Here is an 18449-nt window from a genome sequence, read left to right on the forward strand (position 1 = left end):
GGAGTCGCTATGTCTATTATTTGCCCGGATTGTAATGCAGAGCTGGAGCCGCAAAACGGTATGGCGCACTGTGATAACTGTAATAAAGATATTCAGTTAGAAGCGCACTGCCCGGAGTGCAATCAGCCACTGCAGGTGCTTAAAGCCTGTGGCGCGGTGGATTATTTCTGCCAGAACGGTCATGGCCTTATCTCGAAGAAACGCGTGGCGTTTGTGCCGCTTTAATCCTGTTTTTTCCTGCGTGTTTTCTTTGTCTTCGTGACAGCTCTCACTTCGCTTTCCACCCATCCGTCAGACAGGCGGGTGGTGAGCACATCACCTGCTGTAACCTGTTTAGTCTGTTTCAGCACTTCACCCTCTTTTGCGGTCGTCACGCTATAACCGCGGGCCAGCGTGGCCAGTGGGCTGACTGCCTCAAGATGGGTAACCGCGTTGCCAAAACGCTCGCGCTGTTCGCTTAAACGCGCACGGATATTTTCCGCCAGGCGGTATTCCAGTTGCTGAATGCGTGTTTGCGCACGGTAAATACGCGGCTGCGGGTTTTGCTGATTCAGACGCTGCAGCATGCGCTGCTGACGCTGATTTGCCTGTTTAATCTTATTCTCAAGTGCGAAGTTCATTCTCTGACGCAGTCGTTCCAGCACGGTCTGTTGACGGGCCAGACGCAGTTGCGGATGCTGCTGTTGCAAGCGGTGATGAAGCTGGGTAAATCGACGAGTACGATTGGCGAGGTAGTAGTCCATCGCCATCTCCAGACGCTGCTGACCATGCTGTATTTGACGCAGCAGTTCAAGCTGATTACGGCTGACAATTTCTGCCGCCGCCGACGGCGTAGGTGCCCGTAAATCTGCAATAAAATCGGCAATAGTGACATCGGTTTCATGGCCGACGGCGCTGACGACTGGAATGCGGCTGGCAAAGATCGCCCGTGCAACACGTTCGTCGTTAAAGCTCCACAAATCTTCCAGCGAGCCGCCGCCGCGCCCGACGATCAGCACATCGCACTCGCCCCGCGCGTTCGCCAGTTCAATGGCCCGAACGATCTGCCCTGGCGCATCATCACCCTGGACTGCGGTCGGGTAGATAATAACGGGCAGGGAAGGGTCGCGACGCTTCAGGACGTGGAGGATATCGTGCAGCGCGGCGCCGGTTTTAGAGGTGATTACCCCGACGCAGTGGGCCGGTGAAGGCAGCGTTTTTTTGAACTGCTGATCGAATAGCCCTTCAGCCTGCAGTTTGGCCTTGAGTTGCTCATATTTTTGCTGCAGCAATCCTTCGCCCGCTGGCTGCATGCTTTCAACAATTATCTGATAGTCGCCGCGCGGCTCGTACAATGTAATGTTGGCGCGTACCAGTACCTGCTGACCGTGCTGTGGTCGGAACGTTACACGGCGATTGCTGTTGCGAAACATCGCGCAGCGTACCTGAGCGGTGTCATCTTTGAGCGTGAAATACCAGTGACCGGAGGACGGCTGAGTGAAATTCGAAATTTCACCGCTGATCCACACTTGTCCCATTTCCTGCTCAAGCAGCAAACGAACCGTCTGATTCAGGCGGCTTACGGTAAAAATTGAGGTGGTCTGAGAGGATAACATGTGAGCGGGATCAAATTCTAAATCAGCAAGTTATTCAGTCGAAAGTAACATGCTCACAGAGGAGCGCAAGGTTTTTTTGCAAAAAAGTGTGGATGCAATCGGTTACGCTCTGTATAATGCCGCGGCAATATTTAATAACCTCCCAGGTGAGATATTGCCCATGCTACGTATCGCAAAAGAAGCCCTGACGTTTGACGACGTCCTCCTCGTTCCCGCTCATTCTACCGTTCTGCCGAATACTGCTGATCTCAGCACCCAGTTGACGAAAACCATTCGCCTGAACATTCCTATGCTCTCCGCAGCAATGGACACCGTGACGGAAGCGCGCCTGGCAATTGCCCTGGCTCAGGAAGGCGGCATCGGTTTTATCCACAAAAACATGTCTATTGAGCGCCAGGCGGAAGAAGTTCGTCGCGTGAAGAAACACGAATCTGGCGTCGTGACCGACCCACAAACCGTACTGCCAACCACCACTCTGCGCGAAGTAAAAGAACTGACCGAGCGTAACGGTTTCGCAGGCTACCCGGTAGTGACTGAAGATAACGAACTGGTCGGCATCATCACCGGTCGTGACGTACGGTTTGTGACTGATCTGAATCAGCCGGTTAGCGTCTACATGACGCCGAAAGAGCGTCTGGTGACCGTTCGTGAAGGCGAAGCACGCGATGTTGTCTTTGCCAAAATGCACGAAAAACGCGTCGAGAAAGCGCTGGTTGTTGACGACAGCTTCCATCTGCTCGGCATGATCACCGTTAAAGATTTCCAGAAAGCGGAACGTAAACCTAACGCCTGTAAAGACGAGCATGGTCGTCTGCGCGTTGGGGCTGCTGTAGGCGCAGGTGCGGGTAACGAAGAGCGTGTTGACGCGCTGGTTGCCGCTGGCGTGGATGTTCTGCTGATTGACTCCTCTCACGGTCACTCAGAAGGCGTACTGCAGCGTATCCGTGAAACTCGTGCTAAATACCCGGATCTGCAGATCATCGGGGGGAACGTTGCGACTGGTGCAGGCGCTCGCGCGCTGGCGGAAGCCGGCTGCAGCGCTGTTAAAGTCGGTATCGGCCCAGGCTCCATCTGTACTACCCGTATCGTTACCGGCGTAGGTGTACCACAGATCACCGCCGTTTCTGACGCCGTTGAAGCGCTGGAAGGCACTGGTATCCCGGTTATTGCCGATGGCGGTATTCGTTTTTCCGGCGACATCGCAAAAGCTATCGCTGCGGGTGCTTCTGCAGTGATGGTTGGCTCTATGCTGGCGGGGACTGAAGAATCTCCGGGCGAAATCGAACTGTATCAGGGCCGTTCTTACAAATCATACCGTGGTATGGGCTCTCTGGGCGCGATGTCCAAAGGTTCTTCCGACCGTTATTTCCAGAGCGATAACGCTGCTGACAAACTGGTCCCGGAAGGTATTGAAGGTCGCGTTGCGTATAAAGGTCGCCTGAAAGAGATCATTCACCAGCAGATGGGTGGCCTGCGCTCCTGTATGGGTCTGACCGGCTGTGGTACTATCGACGCGCTGCGAACAAAAGCAGAGTTTGTACGTATCAGCGGTGCGGGTATTCAGGAAAGTCACGTTCACGATGTGACCATCACCAAAGAGTCCCCTAACTATCGCATGGGCTCCTGATAAGTTTCCGCGCCCGGCTATATGCCGGGCGAATTTGTTTCACTTGCCTCGGAATTAGCGTCAATGACAGACAATATTCATAAACATCGCATTCTCATCCTTGATTTCGGATCTCAGTACACTCAGCTGGTTGCTCGTCGCGTACGTGAACTGGGCGTCTATTGTGAACTGTGGGCGTGGGATGTTACGGAAGCACAAATTCGCGAATTCAACCCAAGCGGTATCATTCTTTCCGGTGGTCCGGAAAGCACCACTGAAGAAAACAGCCCGCGTGCGCCGGAATACGTTTTCACTGCGGGCGTGCCTGTGTTCGGCGTGTGCTACGGCATGCAGACTATGGCAATGCAGCTCGGTGGTCATGTTGAAGGTTCTAACGAACGTGAATTCGGCTATGCGCAGGTTGAAGTTCAGACCGACAGCGCGCTGATCCGCGGTATTGAAGACTCTCTGACCGCAGACGGCAAACCAATGCTGGACGTGTGGATGAGCCACGGCGACAAAGTGACCGCTATTCCGGAAGGTTTCGTGACCGTTGCCAGCACCGACAACTGCCCGTTTGCCATCATGGCGCACGAGGAAAAACGTTTCTACGGTGTGCAGTTCCATCCGGAAGTTACCCACACCCGTCAGGGGATGCGCATGCTGGAGCGTTTTGTGCGCGACATCTGCCAGTGTGAAGCGCTGTGGACCCCGGCAAAAATTATCGATGACGCCGTTGCCCGCATTCGTGAGCAGGTTGGCACTGATAAAGTGATCCTCGGCCTCTCCGGCGGCGTTGACTCCTCCGTCACCGCGATGCTGCTGCACCGTGCGATTGGCAAAAACCTGACCTGTGTGTTCGTCGACAACGGTCTGCTGCGTCTCAACGAAGCTCAGCAGGTGATGGATATGTTCGGCGACCATTTCGGCCTGAACATCATTCATGTTGAAGGTGAAAAGCGTTTCCTGGACGCGCTGAAAGGCGAGAACGATCCGGAAGCTAAACGTAAAATCATTGGCCGCGTGTTCGTGGAAGTCTTCGACGAAGAAGCGCTGAAGCTGGAAGACGTTAAGTGGCTGGCGCAGGGAACCATCTATCCGGACGTGATCGAATCCGCGGCTTCTGCCACCGGTAAAGCGCACGTCATCAAATCTCACCACAACGTGGGTGGTTTGCCGAAAGAGATGAAGATGGGTCTGGTTGAACCGCTGCGTGAGCTGTTCAAAGACGAAGTGCGTAAGATTGGTCTGGAGCTGGGTCTGCCGTACGACATGCTGTACCGTCACCCATTCCCGGGGCCGGGTCTGGGTGTACGCGTCCTGGGCGAAGTGAAGAAAGAGTACTGCGACCTGCTGCGCCGTGCGGATGCTATCTTCATTGAGGAACTGCACAACGCTGACCTGTACAACAAAGTTAGCCAGGCGTTCACCGTGTTCCTGCCCGTACGTTCCGTTGGCGTCATGGGCGATGGCCGTAAGTACGACTGGGTTGTTTCCCTGCGTGCTGTTGAAACCATCGACTTTATGACCGCGCACTGGGCGCACCTGCCGTATGACTTCTTAGGCCGCGTCTCTAACCGCATTATCAACGAAGTTAACGGTATTTCCCGCGTGGTGTATGACATCAGCGGTAAGCCGCCAGCTACGATTGAGTGGGAATAATATTCCTCCCGTTTAGCGGTTTCTGAACCGGTAGTATGTAAAAGCCCTCTTTTTACAGAGGGCTTTTTATTGCGCGAATTTTTATCGATGCGACAGTCCTGCTCGATAGTAGGGTTAATCACACACTTAACGTCTGCGCTCCATTCAACACCGCTTCTTATTTACGGAAATAATGAAAAATACTCAGGGTATTACCCTGTAGAATTTAATAACGGTAACAATTCAGATAAGCATTTAAATTTATGCTAAATATGAATGTTTTAGTCAGTGATATTTTCTGGCGATATTAATTAGCGTCTATTTGAGCGCAGTGTCTCTTTTTTATATCCAGTACACTGGAACGTAAAAAATCAGCGCGAATGGCGCGGTGAAGTGGGATTAAAAGATTGTGTATTTGTGCGAAAAACACGGTTGATTATCCGATATATCAGCACGTGTGGGCGGGCAAGACTGCGTGAAGTTTCATTACTCAAATCCCTTACCGGATGGTTAAATGTCAGGCGATTAGCCATCCGGTAAGGAATCTTAATGCTGTGGGTATCCTCGGCGCGAGCGATCAGCGTACGTCAGTGTGTGCAGGAGATGCCTGTTGCGGCAGGGTGATCTGCTGAGTTTCTTTTTTGTTCTGGTGGTGGTGCCACGCACCTATGGCGGAGTAGACGAAGCGTCCGAAGAAGAAAAGAAAGCTGATAAGCAGTACGATCCGGATCATGCGACTGTTAAATCGGTGTCGTTTGCGTAGGCTGGTAACCTGGCTCACAAAAGGTTCCTTGTAGTGTACCCAACTGAGGGCGATAGTCACATTAAGGCATACTGTGAGGGAATGGTCAATTTTTCCTTATGTAAAATTGCTTCAGTTGTTTTATCTATTTATGTTATGGAAATTAATATTATTATTTGCATTAATAATGAGATAACGATAAAAAACCATGAAAAGAGTAATAATTGATTAATGAGGGACTTATTTATTGATGTGTATCAAGCATCACCCTTTGCTGACAACTAAAATTGATGAGTCATTTTAATGTATTTAACTTTATCGTTTTAACGTCAGGTGGGATGCCTGTCCGAATACCCCCTGCAGGATGTGCGGGATTCTACTGAGCATCTATGAAACTCAATAAAAATTATATTGGTATTAGAGATAGATGGTGGGCGTTACCTCTCATCTTGCCTTCCTTGCTGTTGCCTATATTGAGCACTGCTAACACCTATGCCCATATTAGTACCGGGAACGTAATTCTTTTCTACCTGCCTTTAGCGCTAATGGTTAGCCTGATGTTGTTTTTCGGCTGGGCGGCATTACCAGGAATTATCATTTCCATCATCTGGTACAAATATCCGCAGGTTGGGTTATTTGAAATGCTCTCAATAATTTCGCACTTTATAGTTACGATAGTGCTCAGTTGGGGAGGGTATAAAGTTTTTGCTCCCCGGCGGAATAACGTTTCTTACGGTGACTCCCACCTGATGTTTCAGCACATGTTTTGGCAGGTTTTCTGCCCGGCAACGCTGTTTCTGCTATTCTTCCATTTCGCCGCGTTTGTGGGCGTCTATGAGAGCAAATCCGGCATGGTGGGCGTTATGCCCCTTAATACCGGCACGTTGATCAACTATCAGGCCATGCTGGCCGGGAATCTGGTTGGGGTTCCACTGTGCTACTTTATCATTCGCACGATTCGTAATCCTTTGTATATCAGAGGCTATTTATCTCAATTAAAGCAGCAGTTTGATACCAAAGTTACCAAAACAGAGTTTGCGGTCTGGTTGATTATATTGACCATACTAATGACATTGTTGTGTATGCCGCTAGATGAGAAAAGCTCGATATTTAGCACGAATTATACCTTGTCACTGATGCTGCCCGTCATGCTATGGGGAGCAATGCGTTACGGTTATAAATTTATTTCGTTAATATGGATGCTCGTACTCATTACAGCAATTCATTATTATCAACGCTATATGCCCTGGTATTCGGGTTACGATGTGCAGCTTGCCATTACCTCATCGAGTTACTTGGTTTTCTCCTTCATCGTGAATTTTATTGCCGTACTGGCAACGCGCCAGAGAATTGTCGCCAGACATTCTCATCGTCTGGCCTTCTTTGACCCCATGGTGCATATTCCGAATTTGCGCGCTTTGAACCGGGATTTGAGAAAAGCGCCATGGTCAGTGCTTTGCTTTTTGAGTGTTCCGGGTATGGAACTGCTGGTGAAAAATTACGGCATTATGCTGCGTATCCAGTACAAGCAAAAACTTGCCCAGTGGGTAAAGCCATTGCTGAAACAAGATGAGCATGTCTATCAGTTATCGGGTAATGATTTAGTTCTGCGTTTTAACACCGAGTCGCATCAGGAGCGTATTGACGCACTGGACAGGCATATCAAGCAGTTTCGTTTTATCTGGGATGGCATGCCTTTACAGCCACAGGTGGGGATTAGTTTTTGCTATGTCCGTTCTCCTGTTAATCACATCTACTTGTTACTGGGGGAGTTAAGCACCATCGCCGAGCTTTCTCTGGCGACCAATGCGCCAGAGAATTTGCAGCGCCGAGGCGTGATGCACCTGCAACGTGACCTGAAAGATAAGGTTGCGATGATGAATCGTCTGCAGCTGGCGCTGGAGCACCATCGCTTTTTCCTGATGGCGCAGCCGATTTCAGGCGTGCGCGGCGATGTTTATCATGAAATTCTGCTGCGGCTAGAGGGGGATGATGGTGAAACCATCGGTCCTGACAGCTTCTTACCGGTAGCGCATGAGTTTGGATTGTCATCCAGCATCGATCTGTGGGTGATTGAAAATACGCTGAAGTTTATGGCGCAGAATCGGGAAAAAATGCCCGCTCGTCGGTTTGCTATTAACTTATCTCCCACATCGGTATGCCGTGCCCGGCTTCCGCATGACATCAACCAACTGCTGATTAAGTACAAAGTTGAACCGTGGCAACTGATTTTTGAAGTAACGGAAAGCAATGCCTTAACCAATGCGGAACAGGCGCAGGCAACGTTACTGCAGCTGCAATCATTGGGCTGTCAGATTGCGATTGATGATTTTGGTACCGGATATGCCAGCTATGCGCGGCTGAAGAATGTGAATGCCGATATCCTGAAAATTGATGGCAGCTTTATTCGCAACATCGTTTCGAATAGCCTCGACTATCAAATCGTGGCCTCTATTTGCCATCTGGCGCGGATGAAAAGAATGCTGGTGGTCGCGGAGTACGTCGAAAGCGAAGAAATACGCAGTGCGGTAATTTCGCTGGGGATTGATTACATGCAGGGGTATCTGATTGGTAAACCGCAGCCGTTGCATGAAATGCTGGAAGAACAGGTGCCAGAAGAACTGGCACCTGCTGAGAGCTTATGCGGCGATATCGGGTGAGCTCTCTTCTTCAATTTTGAGACGCCAGCCGGTAACGGCTTCCCAGTATTGCTGCTCTTTTTCCAGATCGAGCAGCACCAGCGCATTCTGGCTAAACCAGTCATGCGGAAAGCGTAAGGTCCAGTGGTTGTCGTCGGTAATTAGGGTCAGCGTCGGTGGCGTGGTGGTCGCCTGTCGCTGATTATTCAGCAGCACGCCCAGGCGCAACAGCTGAATTAACGGCAAAAACTGTTTTTTCTTGAACAGCGTAAAGCGGGGCAAATCATCCAGTTTCACCGCTTTGCGATGATATCGAACCAGGGTTGCCATCATCAGCTGTTGTTCCTGATTGAAACCCGGTAAATCGCTGTTTTGGAGGATATACGCCGAGTGGCGATGTAAACCGCTGTGGTTGATGTTCAGCCCAACCTCATGCAGCATCGCCGCCCAGCGCAGCAACGCTTCCAGTTGTGGATTGGCCAGCTTTGGCTGCTGCGTATGCCACTGGTCGTACATTTGCATCGTCGTTTCCAGTACGCGCCGGGCCTGTTCGCTGTCGATATTGTACTGGTTCGCCAGGCTGCTCGCGGTACGACTGCGAACGTCCTGGTGGCGAAAACGACCTTCCATCTCATACAGCACGCCTTCGCGTAGTGCGCCATCAGAAAGGCGGAGTTCGCGGATAGCCAGTGCGTCAAAAACGCCGCACAGAATCGCGAGTCCCGGCACAAACACCGCTTTTCGCTCTTCAGACAGCCCCGGCAGGCTGAGCGCATCGAATGACGCATGCTTCAGCACTTCGGATCGCAGTTTGTCCAGGCGTTCGGGGGTGATAAAACCATCTTTCTCACCCATCTCCAGCAGCACTTCGTGTGCCGCTTTAATCGTGCCCGACGCGCCCAGCGCAACGTTCCAGCCCTGAATGCGAAACTGCCAGGTTAAGGTTTCAAGCTTTTGCGCTGCCGCCATGCGCGCACGCTGGAAGTTTTCCCGACTAATAGCGCCGCCCGGGAAATACATCTGAGCAAAACTGACGCAGCCCATACGACGGCTTTCCACCAGTTTGGGCTCGAAATCTTCGCCGATCACCAGTTCTGTTGAACCACCGCCGATATCAATAACCAGCTTACGACCCTTTTCCGGCTGGGTGTGCTCCACGCCCATAAAAATCAGTCGGGCTTCTTCATTACCGGAAATAATCTCAATCGGGTAGGGGATAACTTTTTCTGCTCGCTTGAGAAAATCGGTCGCATTTAGCGCCTGACGCAAAGTATGGGTTCCCACGATGCATACGCTTGATGGGGGAAAGCCCTGCAGACGTTCGGCGAACAGCGACAGGCAGCTTAATCCGCGCTCCATTGCCTCTTCGCTCAGCTTGTTATCTTCGCCGAGGCCATCCGCCAGATGAACGCGCTGTTTCAGTCGTCCGATAATCTGCATTGCGCCATCAACCACGCGGGCAATGACCATATGGAAACTGTTTGAACCAAGGTCGACCGCAGCAAATTCCTGCGGTCGTGGAGTCTTGTCGTGTATTGGCATAGCGTTAGTCAGGTTGCTCGAGTGATTTGATGTAGTCGTATATCGCCAATTGTGACTGAACCTTACGGCGGTTTCCGCGCGGTACGTAGCGATTACTGAGTTCTTTATCGATGAAGCGAGCCTTCACCGTGTCGCTGAACAGGATATCGATAATATCCAGCACCCGTTGCTTAAGACGCGGGTCCAGCAGCGGGGTGGCGACTTCGATGCGATAGTCGATATTCCTGGTCATCCAGTCTGCGGAGGAGAGGTATACCTGCTTGTCGCCACCGTTTTCGAAGATATAAACCCGGTCGTGTTCAAGGTAGCGGTCAACTATGCTTATCACGCGAATATTGTCGCTAATGCCTTCCAGATTCGGAATCAAAGAGCACATGCCGCGAATCAATAAATTTACTGGTACGCCTGAGCTTGAGGCCGCATAGAGACGATCAACCAGGCCTTTATCGACCAGGTTATTCAGTTTTAGGGTGATACCGGAAGGCTGTCCTTGCTGCGCATTGGCGATTTCTTTGTCAATCATCGCGTACAGCAAACGGCGCGAGTTCTGCGGAGAAACCAGCAGATAATCGAACGTCACCGGACGATACGGGTTCTCGATGAAGTTGAACACCCGACGAACCTCGTTGGTAATGCGTGAGTCGGCGGTAAGTAACGAGTAGTCGGTATAGAGACGCGCCGTTTTTTCGTTGAAGTTCCCCGTCCCGATATGTGCATAGCGCACAACTTCATCACCTTCTTTACGCGAGATAAGGAACAATTTGGCGTGAATTTTCAGGCCCGGCGCGGAGAAGATGACGTGAACGCCAGCCTCGGTAAGACGCTTGGCCCAATGAATGTTGGCTTCTTCATCAAAGCGAGCCTGCAACTCCACCACCACGGTGACTTTCTTACCGTTGTGCGCAGCATGGATCATCGAATCAATGATGCGCGAGTCTTTGGCCACACGGTAGATGTTGATTTTTATCGCCAGCACGCTCGGGTCGAAAGAGGCCTGGCGCAACAGTTCAAGAACGTGCTCAAAAGTGTGATACGGATAATATAGCAGCACGTCGCGTTCGCGAACGGCGTCAAAGCCGTTACGAAACTTCTCGTTATCGAACCAGATATGGCGCAAACGTGGCAGCGGTTTGTTCACCAGGTTAGCTTTGCCAACGTTGGGGAAATTAATAAAGTCTTTGAAGTTATGGTAACGCCCGCCGGGAACAATCGAGTCGTAGCGAGAAATCGTCAGCTTTTCACGCAGTACCTCGACCAGCGCATTCGGCATGTCGCGCTGATAGACAAAACGTACAGGCTCTGCGGTCAGACGCTGTTTCAGACTGGACGACATCAGCTCCATCAGGCTCGATTCCATCTCGTGCACCAAATCGTATTCGGCGTCGCGAGTCATTTTCATCGAATAGGCGTTCAGCGCATCGTAATCAAAGAACCCTTTGAAAATGTCGTCAAGGCAGTAGCGTAAGATGTTGTCCAGCAGGATCATCGGTTTGCGACGGCGCGGGGTTTCCGGCGGTAGATTCACAAAACGGGGAACCTTGTCGGAAGGGATTTCCAGCAGCGCATAGCGGATCGTATCGCCGCGGATAATTTCCACCGCCAGATAGGTGTAGTCATCTTTCAGAAACTGAACTAAATCCGTCTCACGGTTAATCAGGATCGGTGTAATGTGCTGGCGGAGATATTGTTTGAAGTAATGGCGTAACCAGCTCTGTTGATTGACCGACAACTGACGTTCATTGATAAGGAAAATCTGGTTGCGCGCCATCTCCAGCAGCAACTCGTTGTACAGGCCGTCAAATTCCTGATCGGCTTTTAATACGCGGGCCTGGATTTTACCTAACAGATGGCGGGAGTGAGAGTTTGAACCCTGTTCTTCGCTAATAATGATTCGGCGCTTCAGTTCGGCGAAACGAACCTTATAAAACTCGTCGAGATTATTGGAATAGATGCCTAAGAAACGCATCCGTTCGATCAACGGGTTTGACTTATCAGCAGCTTCCTGGAGTACACGTTCGTTGAACGCTAACCAACTGAGTTCTTTCTCGATGTATAGCTTTTCCTGACCCATTACCACTTTTACTCCGTTTCATTCACGGGACACTACCGATTTATTATGGCGAGCATTGCTCTCAGATGTCCAACAGTGCCAGAAAAATATGACAATAAACCGTCTGATAGCAAAGAGAAAGGGGGGAGCGTAGATGAATACCGGAGATGTTAACCGGAAAAGGTATTTATGCCTGTAAACCGGATGGTGAGATCCGGTTTACAGGTTGATTTTATTCTTCGTCGGCGGCGTAGCCTTGTGGCGGCAGACGAACGCCGTCCAGCCATGCTGCGTTATCACGCATCTTCAGGCGGCCATCAGTAAACCAGCTTACCACCAGCGGGTAAATGGTATGTTCCTGGGCCTGGACTCGTGCCGTGACATCATCTTCGCTGTCGCCTTCAAATACCGGAACCTTGGCCTGGAGAATAACCGGTCCGCCGTCCAGTTCATCGGTGACGAAATGGACGGAAGTGCCATGCTCTTCATCGCCGTTTTCCAGAACATGACGGTGCGTGTGCAGGCCAGGATACTTCGGCAATAAAGACGGGTGGATATTCAGCAATCGTTCAGAATAGTGAGCAACAAACGCCGGACTTAGAATGCGCATATAACCGGCCAGCACCACGACATCGGGGGCATAAGCGTCGATCTCTTGTATCAGTTGCTGGTCGAATGCTTCGCGACTGGCAAACTGGGCGGCTTCCAGCGAGTGTGCAGGAATATTCGCTTCGCGTGCGCGCTCAAGGCCGAACGCATCGGCCTTGTTACTGAATACTGCACGTATGGTGCCATTGATTTTATTCTGTTCGCAGGCATCGATTATCGCCTGCAAATTGCTTCCGTTGCCGGAAATGAGCACCACAATGTTTTTCATTCAATGACCACACGCTGTTCGGAATCAGAAGCTTTGATGATACCGATTTTCCATGCGTTTTCACCTTTCTCATTGAGCAAAGCAAGGGCGTTGTCCACTTCAGAAGCTGGCAGGGCGATAACCATGCCTACGCCGCAGTTAAAGGTGCGATACATCTCATGCTGGCTGACGTTACCCGCCGTTTGCAGCCAGTTGAAGACGGCTGGCCACTGCCATGAAGATTCGTCGATCACAGCCTGCGTGTTGTCTGGCAGAACGCGGGGAATATTTTCCCAGAAACCACCGCCGGTCAGGTGGGCAATGGCATGCACATCAACCTTCTCAATCAGTTCCAGAATGGATTTGACATAAATGCGGGTCGGGGCCAGTAAGTGATCGGCCAGCGGCTTGCCTTCAAGCTCGGTGGTTTCCGGGTCACAACCGCTGACTTCAACAATTTTGCGCACCAGAGAGTAGCCGTTGGAGTGCGGACCGCTGGAGCCGAGTGCAATCAGTACGTCGCCGTCAGCCACTTTTGAACCGTCGATGATCTCAGATTTTTCGACGACGCCAACGCAGAAGCCTGCCACGTCGTAATCTTCGCCGTGGTACATCCCCGGCATTTCAGCCGTTTCACCGCCGACAAGCGCACAGCCAGACTGCAGACAGCCTTCGGCAATACCGTTAATGACGCTGGCTGCGGTATCCACATCCAGTTTGCCGGTAGCATAGTAGTCGAGGAAAAACAGCGGCTCAGCGCCCTGAACCACGAGGTCGTTGACGCACATTGCGACGAGGTCAATGCCGATAGTGTCATGGCGTTTCAGATCCATCGCCAGACGCAGTTTTGTGCCGACGCCATCAGTGCCGGAAACCAGTACCGGTTCACGATATTTTTGCGGCAATGCGCACAGCGCACCGAAGCCACCCAGACCACCCATAACTTCCGGACGACGAGTTTTCTTTACTACGCCTTTGATTCGATCAACCAGAGCATTACCTGCATCAATATCAACACCGGCATCTTTGTAGCTAAGAGAGGTTTTATCGGTCACTGCCTGCTTCCCCACATGTTTACTTGCAGTAAAAGTTAAATTCGGCGCAATTCTAACAGGGAAAGCAAACGTTTGCGAGCCTGCTCTGCATCAAGTTTTATGTGCTGATTTTTTCAGCATTTTACAATCATTTATCTATTTGTTTGAACTGCGCCACGAAAATGAAACCGGGTACAGTCTTGTGCTTGAAACCTGCCTGCTGAATACACAGTATCGTACTGAAACCGGTTTCTGTTTTCTGTTGCAGACCTCATCAACAGCGTTTTGCACAGAGTAATCACGAGAGGGGAAGGGTATGTCAGGATTTAAAGCAGATTTCATGTGGGGTGGTGCCGTAGCCGCTCATCAACTGGAAGGTGGCTGGCAGGAAGGTGGAAAAGGAATTAGCGTTGCCGATGTCATGACGGCGGGGGCGCATGGCGTGGCGCGTGAAATCACTGACGGTGTGATTGCCGGTAAAAACTACCCTAACCACGACGCCATCGATTTTTATCACCGCTATAAAGACGACATTAAACTGTTTGCCGAAATGGGGTTTAAATGTTTTCGCACTTCGATTGCCTGGACGCGTATTTTCCCCTTAGGCGACGAAGCGCAACCCAATGAGGCTGGCCTGCAGTTCTATGATGACCTGTTTGACGAATGCCTGAAATATGGCATTGAACCGGTGATTACGTTGTCGCATTTCGAGATGCCATACCATCTGGTGACGGAATATGGCGGCTGGCGTAACCGCAAACTTATCGATTTCTTTGTCCGTTTTGCCACAGTGGTTTTTACCCGTTACCAGCACAAAGTGAAGTTCTGGATGACGTTTAATGAAATTAACAACCAGGCAAATTATCACGAAGACTTCGCGCCTTTTACTAACTCTGGCCTGAAATACCAGCCCGGTGAAGACCGCGAGCCGGTTATGTACCAGGCGGCGCACTATGAACTGGTGGCAAGCGCGCTGGCGGTAAAGGCTGCGCGTGAGATTAACCCGGCATTGCAGATAGGGTGCATGATTGCCATGTGTCCTATCTATCCACTGACCTGCGCGCCGGACGATATGATGATGGCGATGAACGCCATGCACCGGCGTTACTGGTTTACCGATGTCCATGTGCGCGGCAAATACCCGCAGCATCTTCTCAACTACTTTGCCCGGCGTGGCTTTGATCTTGATATCACCGAGGAAGACCGTCAGGCGCTGACTGAGGGTTGTGTCGATTACATCGGCTTTAGCTACTATATGTCTTTCGCAACGCAGGCCACGGTAGACAACCCACAGCTGGACTACGACGAGTCGAAAAGTCTGGTTTCCAACCCGTACGTGCAGAAATCGGACTGGGGCTGGCAGATTGATCCCGTTGGTCTGCGCTATTCGCTGAACTGGTTCTGGGATCATTACCAACTGCCGCTGTTTATCGTCGAAAACGGCTTTGGTGCGATTGACGTGCAGCAGGCCGACGGCTCGGTAGATGATTCCTATCGTATTGACTATATGGCCGCACATATCAGCGAAATGAAAAAAGCGGTAGTGGAAGATGGCGTGGACCTGATGGGCTATACCCCGTGGGGCTGCATTGATTTAGTCTCGGCCGGGACGGGGGAGATGAAAAAACGCTACGGCTTTATCTATGTTGATAAAAATAATGACGGAAGCGGAACGTTAGCACGCTCGCCGAAGAAATCTTTTTCATGGTATCAAAACGTTATCCAGACCAATGCTGAATATCTATAAAATTCATAGTATTGACAGCCTGCCCCGCCAATAATGCGGGGCTTGTTTTATACTCATCATCCAGACGCAAACGACTTTGGTTGATCCATATCAAGCGTATCCAGTGTTGCGCCAGAGACGAAAAGCGGTATAATCCGGCGATTTTTTTTGTGGTTGCCACTCGTCTGAGGAAAGGAGAAGAGTATGAAGATCGTGGAAGTCAAACACCCACTCGTCAAACACAAGCTGGGACTGATGCGTGAAAACGACATCAGCACTAAACGCTTTCGTGAACTCGCCTCGGAAGTTGGCAGCCTGCTGACTTATGAAGCAACCGCTGGTCTGGAAACCGAAAAGGTGACCATTGAAGGCTGGAACGGTCCGGTTGAAGTTGACCAAATCAAAGGTAAAAAAATCACCGTTGTGCCAATCCTGCGTGCGGGCCTGGGCATGATGGAAGGCGTACTGGAAAACGTTCCGAGCGCGCGTATCAGCGTGGTTGGTATGTACCGTAACGAAGAAACGCTGGAGCCGGTTCCGTACTTCCAGAAGCTGGTATCTAACATCGATGAGCGTATGGCGCTGATCGTTGACCCGATGCTGGCAACCGGCGGTTCCGTTATCGCCACCATCGACCTGCTGAAAAATGCAGGCTGCACCAGCATTAAAGTGCTGGTCCTGGTTGCGGCACCAGAAGGTATCGCGGCACTGGAAAAAGCGCACCCGGATGTTGAGCTGTACACGGCCTCCATCGATCAGGGGTTGAACGAGCACGGATACATTATTCCGGGGCTCGGCGATGCCGGCGATAAGATTTTTGGTACCAAGTAAACGAATAAGTGAAAAGAAGCCGACTTTAAGAGTCGGCTTTTTTTTGAATATAACAACCCAAGGCTAATAACAAACAACACTCAGAGGAAAACACTATGACGCGCCGTGCTATCGGGGTGAGTGAAAGACCGCCGCTTTTACAGACAATCCCGCTTAGTTTGCAGCACCTGTTCGCCATGTTTGGCGCAACGGTACTGGTGCCAGTCCTGTTCCATATCAACCCGGCTACCGTTCTCCTGTTTAACGGCATTGGTACGTTGCTGTATCTCTTTATCTGTAAAGGTAAAATTCCTGCGTATCTGGGTTCCAGCTTCGCATTTATTTCCCCAGTACTGCTGTTGTTGCCGTTAGGGTATGAAGTGGCGCTGGGTGGTTTCATTATGTGCGGCGTTCTGTTCTGCCTGGTTTCTTTCATCGTTAAGAAAGCAGGAACCGGCTGGCTGGATGTCATGTTCCCTCCTGCGGCGATGGGCGCAATCGTTGCCGTCATCGGTCTGGAGCTGGCTGGCGTCGCTGCGGGCATGGCGGGGTTACTGCCAGCAGAGGGGCAATTACCGGATTCAAAAACCATCATCATCTCAATGGTGACGCTGGCGGTTACGGTATTTGGCTCTGTACTGTTCCGCGGTTTTATGGCGATTATCCCGATTCTGATTGGGGTGCTGGCCGGCTACGCGCTCTCCTTCGTGATGGGGGTCGTGGACACCACGCCGATTGCGCAGGCCCACTGGTTTGCTCTGCCAACGTTCTACACGCCGCGCTTTGAATGGGTTGCCATTCTGACCATCCTGCCGGCGGCGCTGGTGGTCATCGCTGAACACGTTGGACACCTGGTGGTAACGGCGAATATCGTGAAAAAAGATTTGATTCGCGATCCTGGCCTGCATCGTTCTATGTTTGCCAACGGCCTGTCTACGGTTATCTCTGGTTTCTTCGGCTCTACGCCGAACACCACGTACGGCGAAAACATTGGCGTAATGGCGATTACCCGTGTTTACAGTACCTGGGTTATCGGCGGCGCGGCAATTTTTGCCATTCTGCTCTCCTGTGTGGGCAAACTGGCTGCGGCGATCCAAATCATTCCACTGCCGGTCATGGGTGGCGTATCGCTGCTGCTGTACGGCGTGATTGGTGCTTCTGGTATTCGCGTACTGATCGAGTCAAAAGTTGACTACAACAAAGCGCAAAACCTGATCCTGACCTCGGTTATTTTGATCATCGGCGTGAGTGGTGCGAAAGTTCACATTGGCGCCGCTGAGCTGAAAGGCATGGCGCTGGCGACCATTGTTGGCGTTTGTCTGAGCCTGATTTTCAAAGTTATCAGCCTGCTGCGTCCGGAAGAAGTCGTGCTTGACGCGGAAGATGCCGACAGTCCGCAACAGTAAATCTCTTACCGGGCGGCGATGCTGCCCGGTTCTATCACGACGTATTTCTGTGTTAAACTCAACGCGATTTTATGAAATCCTGGGTTGAGGTATCTCTGAACACACCGGCACAGCTCTCTTTGCCACTTTATCTTCCTGACGACGAAACTTTCGCAAGTTTCTGGCCGGGGGATAACTCCTCTTTACTGGCTGCACTGCAAAACGTGCTGCGTCAGGACCATAGCGGGTATATTTATCTCTGGTCGCGTGAAGGCGCTGGCCGTAGTCATTTGCTGCATGCAGCCTGTGCGGAACTGTCCGCGCGCGGCGATGCGGTAGGCTATGTGCCGCTCGACAAGCGTACCTGGTTCGTCCCCGAGGTGCTCGACGGTATGGAGCATTTATCGCTGGTATGCATCGATAACATCGAATGTGTGGCCGGGGATTCGCTGTGGGAAATGGCGATCTTTGATCTCTACAACCGCATCCTGGAGTCGGGGAAAACGCGTCTGCTGATCACAGGCGATCGCCCGCCAAGACAGTTGAATCTGGGGTTGCCGGATCTCGCCTCGCGCCTGGACTGGGGACAAATCTACAAGCTGCAGCCGCTTTCCGATGAAGATAAGCTGCAGGCGTTGCAATTACGCGCCAGACTTCGTGGGTTTGAACTGCCGGAAGATGTGGGACGCTTCCTGCTCAAGCGTCTGGATCGAGAAATGCGTACGCTGTTTATGACGTTGGATCAGCTTGATCATGCATCGATCACCGCCCAGCGTAAGCTGACCATTCCATTCGTAAAAGAGATACTGAAGCTGTAAGCGCC

At 51.3% G+C, this 18449-nt stretch carries 14 protein-coding genes; 8 read left to right on the plus strand and 6 right to left on the minus strand.

All coding sequences use genetic code 11. The annotated features are described in order from the left end of the window. Positions 1-9 precede the first annotated feature (9 nt). Positions 10-225 carry a zinc ribbon domain-containing protein gene (locus tag HVZ52_RS06110; protein WP_019077377.1) on the plus strand — a complete coding sequence of 72 codons (216 nt, stop codon included), beginning with the start codon at positions 10-12 and terminating at the stop codon, positions 223-225. Here HVZ52_RS06110 and xseA read toward each other — a convergent pair. Further along, positions 222-1595, minus strand: a complete 1374-nt coding sequence (gene xseA, locus HVZ52_RS06115) for an exodeoxyribonuclease VII large subunit (RefSeq protein ID WP_080860045.1) — start codon at positions 1593-1595, stop codon at positions 222-224. The genes HVZ52_RS06110 and xseA overlap by 4 nt on opposite strands. A 160-nt stretch (positions 1596-1755) precedes the next feature. Here xseA and guaB point away from each other — a divergent pair, with 160 nt between their 5' ends. Further along, positions 1756-3222, plus strand: coding sequence for an IMP dehydrogenase (gene guaB / locus HVZ52_RS06120; protein WP_019077375.1), 1467 nt, complete (start codon positions 1756-1758; stop codon positions 3220-3222). Between the two features lie 63 nt (positions 3223-3285). Next, positions 3286-4863: a glutamine-hydrolyzing GMP synthase gene (gene guaA / locus HVZ52_RS06125; RefSeq protein ID WP_181599002.1), complete on the plus strand. Its 1578-nt coding sequence runs from the start codon at positions 3286-3288 to the stop codon at positions 4861-4863. 556 nt (positions 4864-5419) lie between these two features. Here the strand turns inward: guaA and HVZ52_RS06130 are convergent. Continuing rightward, positions 5420-5623 carry a YfgG family protein gene (locus tag HVZ52_RS06130; RefSeq protein WP_181599003.1) on the minus strand — a complete coding sequence of 68 codons (204 nt, stop codon included), beginning with the start codon at positions 5621-5623 and terminating at the stop codon, positions 5420-5422. A gap of 350 nt (positions 5624-5973) precedes the next feature. Here HVZ52_RS06130 and HVZ52_RS06135 point away from each other — a divergent pair, with 350 nt between their 5' ends. After that, positions 5974-8244 carry a sensor domain-containing phosphodiesterase gene (locus tag HVZ52_RS06135; protein WP_049041563.1) on the plus strand — a complete coding sequence of 757 codons (2271 nt, stop codon included), beginning with the start codon at positions 5974-5976 and terminating at the stop codon, positions 8242-8244. Here HVZ52_RS06135 and ppx read toward each other — a convergent pair. From ppx to purM, 4 genes are all read right to left on the minus strand, one after another. Further along, on the minus strand, positions 8224-9765 hold the full coding sequence (gene ppx / locus HVZ52_RS06140) for an exopolyphosphatase (RefSeq protein WP_047358231.1): 1542 nt from the start codon (positions 9763-9765) through the stop codon (positions 8224-8226). The genes HVZ52_RS06135 and ppx overlap by 21 nt on opposite strands. Positions 9766-9769: 4 nt before the next feature. Further along, positions 9770-11836: a polyphosphate kinase 1 gene (gene ppk1 / locus HVZ52_RS06145; RefSeq protein WP_003835119.1), complete on the minus strand. Its 2067-nt coding sequence runs from the start codon at positions 11834-11836 to the stop codon at positions 9770-9772. A 211-nt stretch (positions 11837-12047) separates the two neighbouring features. Continuing rightward, positions 12048-12692, minus strand: coding sequence for a phosphoribosylglycinamide formyltransferase (purN, locus tag HVZ52_RS06150; RefSeq protein WP_181599004.1), 645 nt, complete (start codon positions 12690-12692; stop codon positions 12048-12050). After that, positions 12689-13726 (minus strand): phosphoribosylformylglycinamidine cyclo-ligase, encoded by a 1038-nt coding sequence (purM, locus tag HVZ52_RS06155; protein WP_016157121.1) that lies wholly within the window; start codon positions 13724-13726, stop codon positions 12689-12691. Before purM ends, purN begins: the two co-directional genes overlap by 4 nt. Positions 13727-14021: 295 nt before the next feature. Between purM and HVZ52_RS06160 the strand changes: the two genes are divergently transcribed. The 4 genes from HVZ52_RS06160 (at position 14022) to HVZ52_RS06175 (ending at position 18444) form a co-directional block, all read left to right on the plus strand. Beyond that, positions 14022-15452, plus strand: a complete 1431-nt coding sequence (locus tag HVZ52_RS06160; RefSeq protein ID WP_181599005.1) for a 6-phospho-beta-glucosidase — start codon at positions 14022-14024, stop codon at positions 15450-15452. A gap of 183 nt (positions 15453-15635) precedes the next feature. Further along, positions 15636-16262: a uracil phosphoribosyltransferase gene (gene upp / locus HVZ52_RS06165; RefSeq protein WP_003835110.1), complete on the plus strand. Its 627-nt coding sequence runs from the start codon at positions 15636-15638 to the stop codon at positions 16260-16262. A 95-nt stretch (positions 16263-16357) separates the two neighbouring features. Further along, complete coding sequence (uraA, locus tag HVZ52_RS06170; RefSeq protein WP_016157119.1) at positions 16358-17647, plus strand: uracil permease; 1290 nt, start codon at positions 16358-16360, stop codon at positions 17645-17647. A gap of 95 nt (positions 17648-17742) precedes the next feature. Beyond that, positions 17743-18444, plus strand: a complete 702-nt coding sequence (locus HVZ52_RS06175; RefSeq protein ID WP_200049399.1) for a DnaA inactivator Hda — start codon at positions 17743-17745, stop codon at positions 18442-18444. The last annotated feature ends 5 nt before the right edge of the window (positions 18445-18449 follow it).

The organism is Citrobacter sp. RHB36-C18 (genome assembly GCF_013814485.1).
GTDB lineage: Bacteria > Pseudomonadota > Gammaproteobacteria > Enterobacterales > Enterobacteriaceae > Citrobacter > Citrobacter braakii.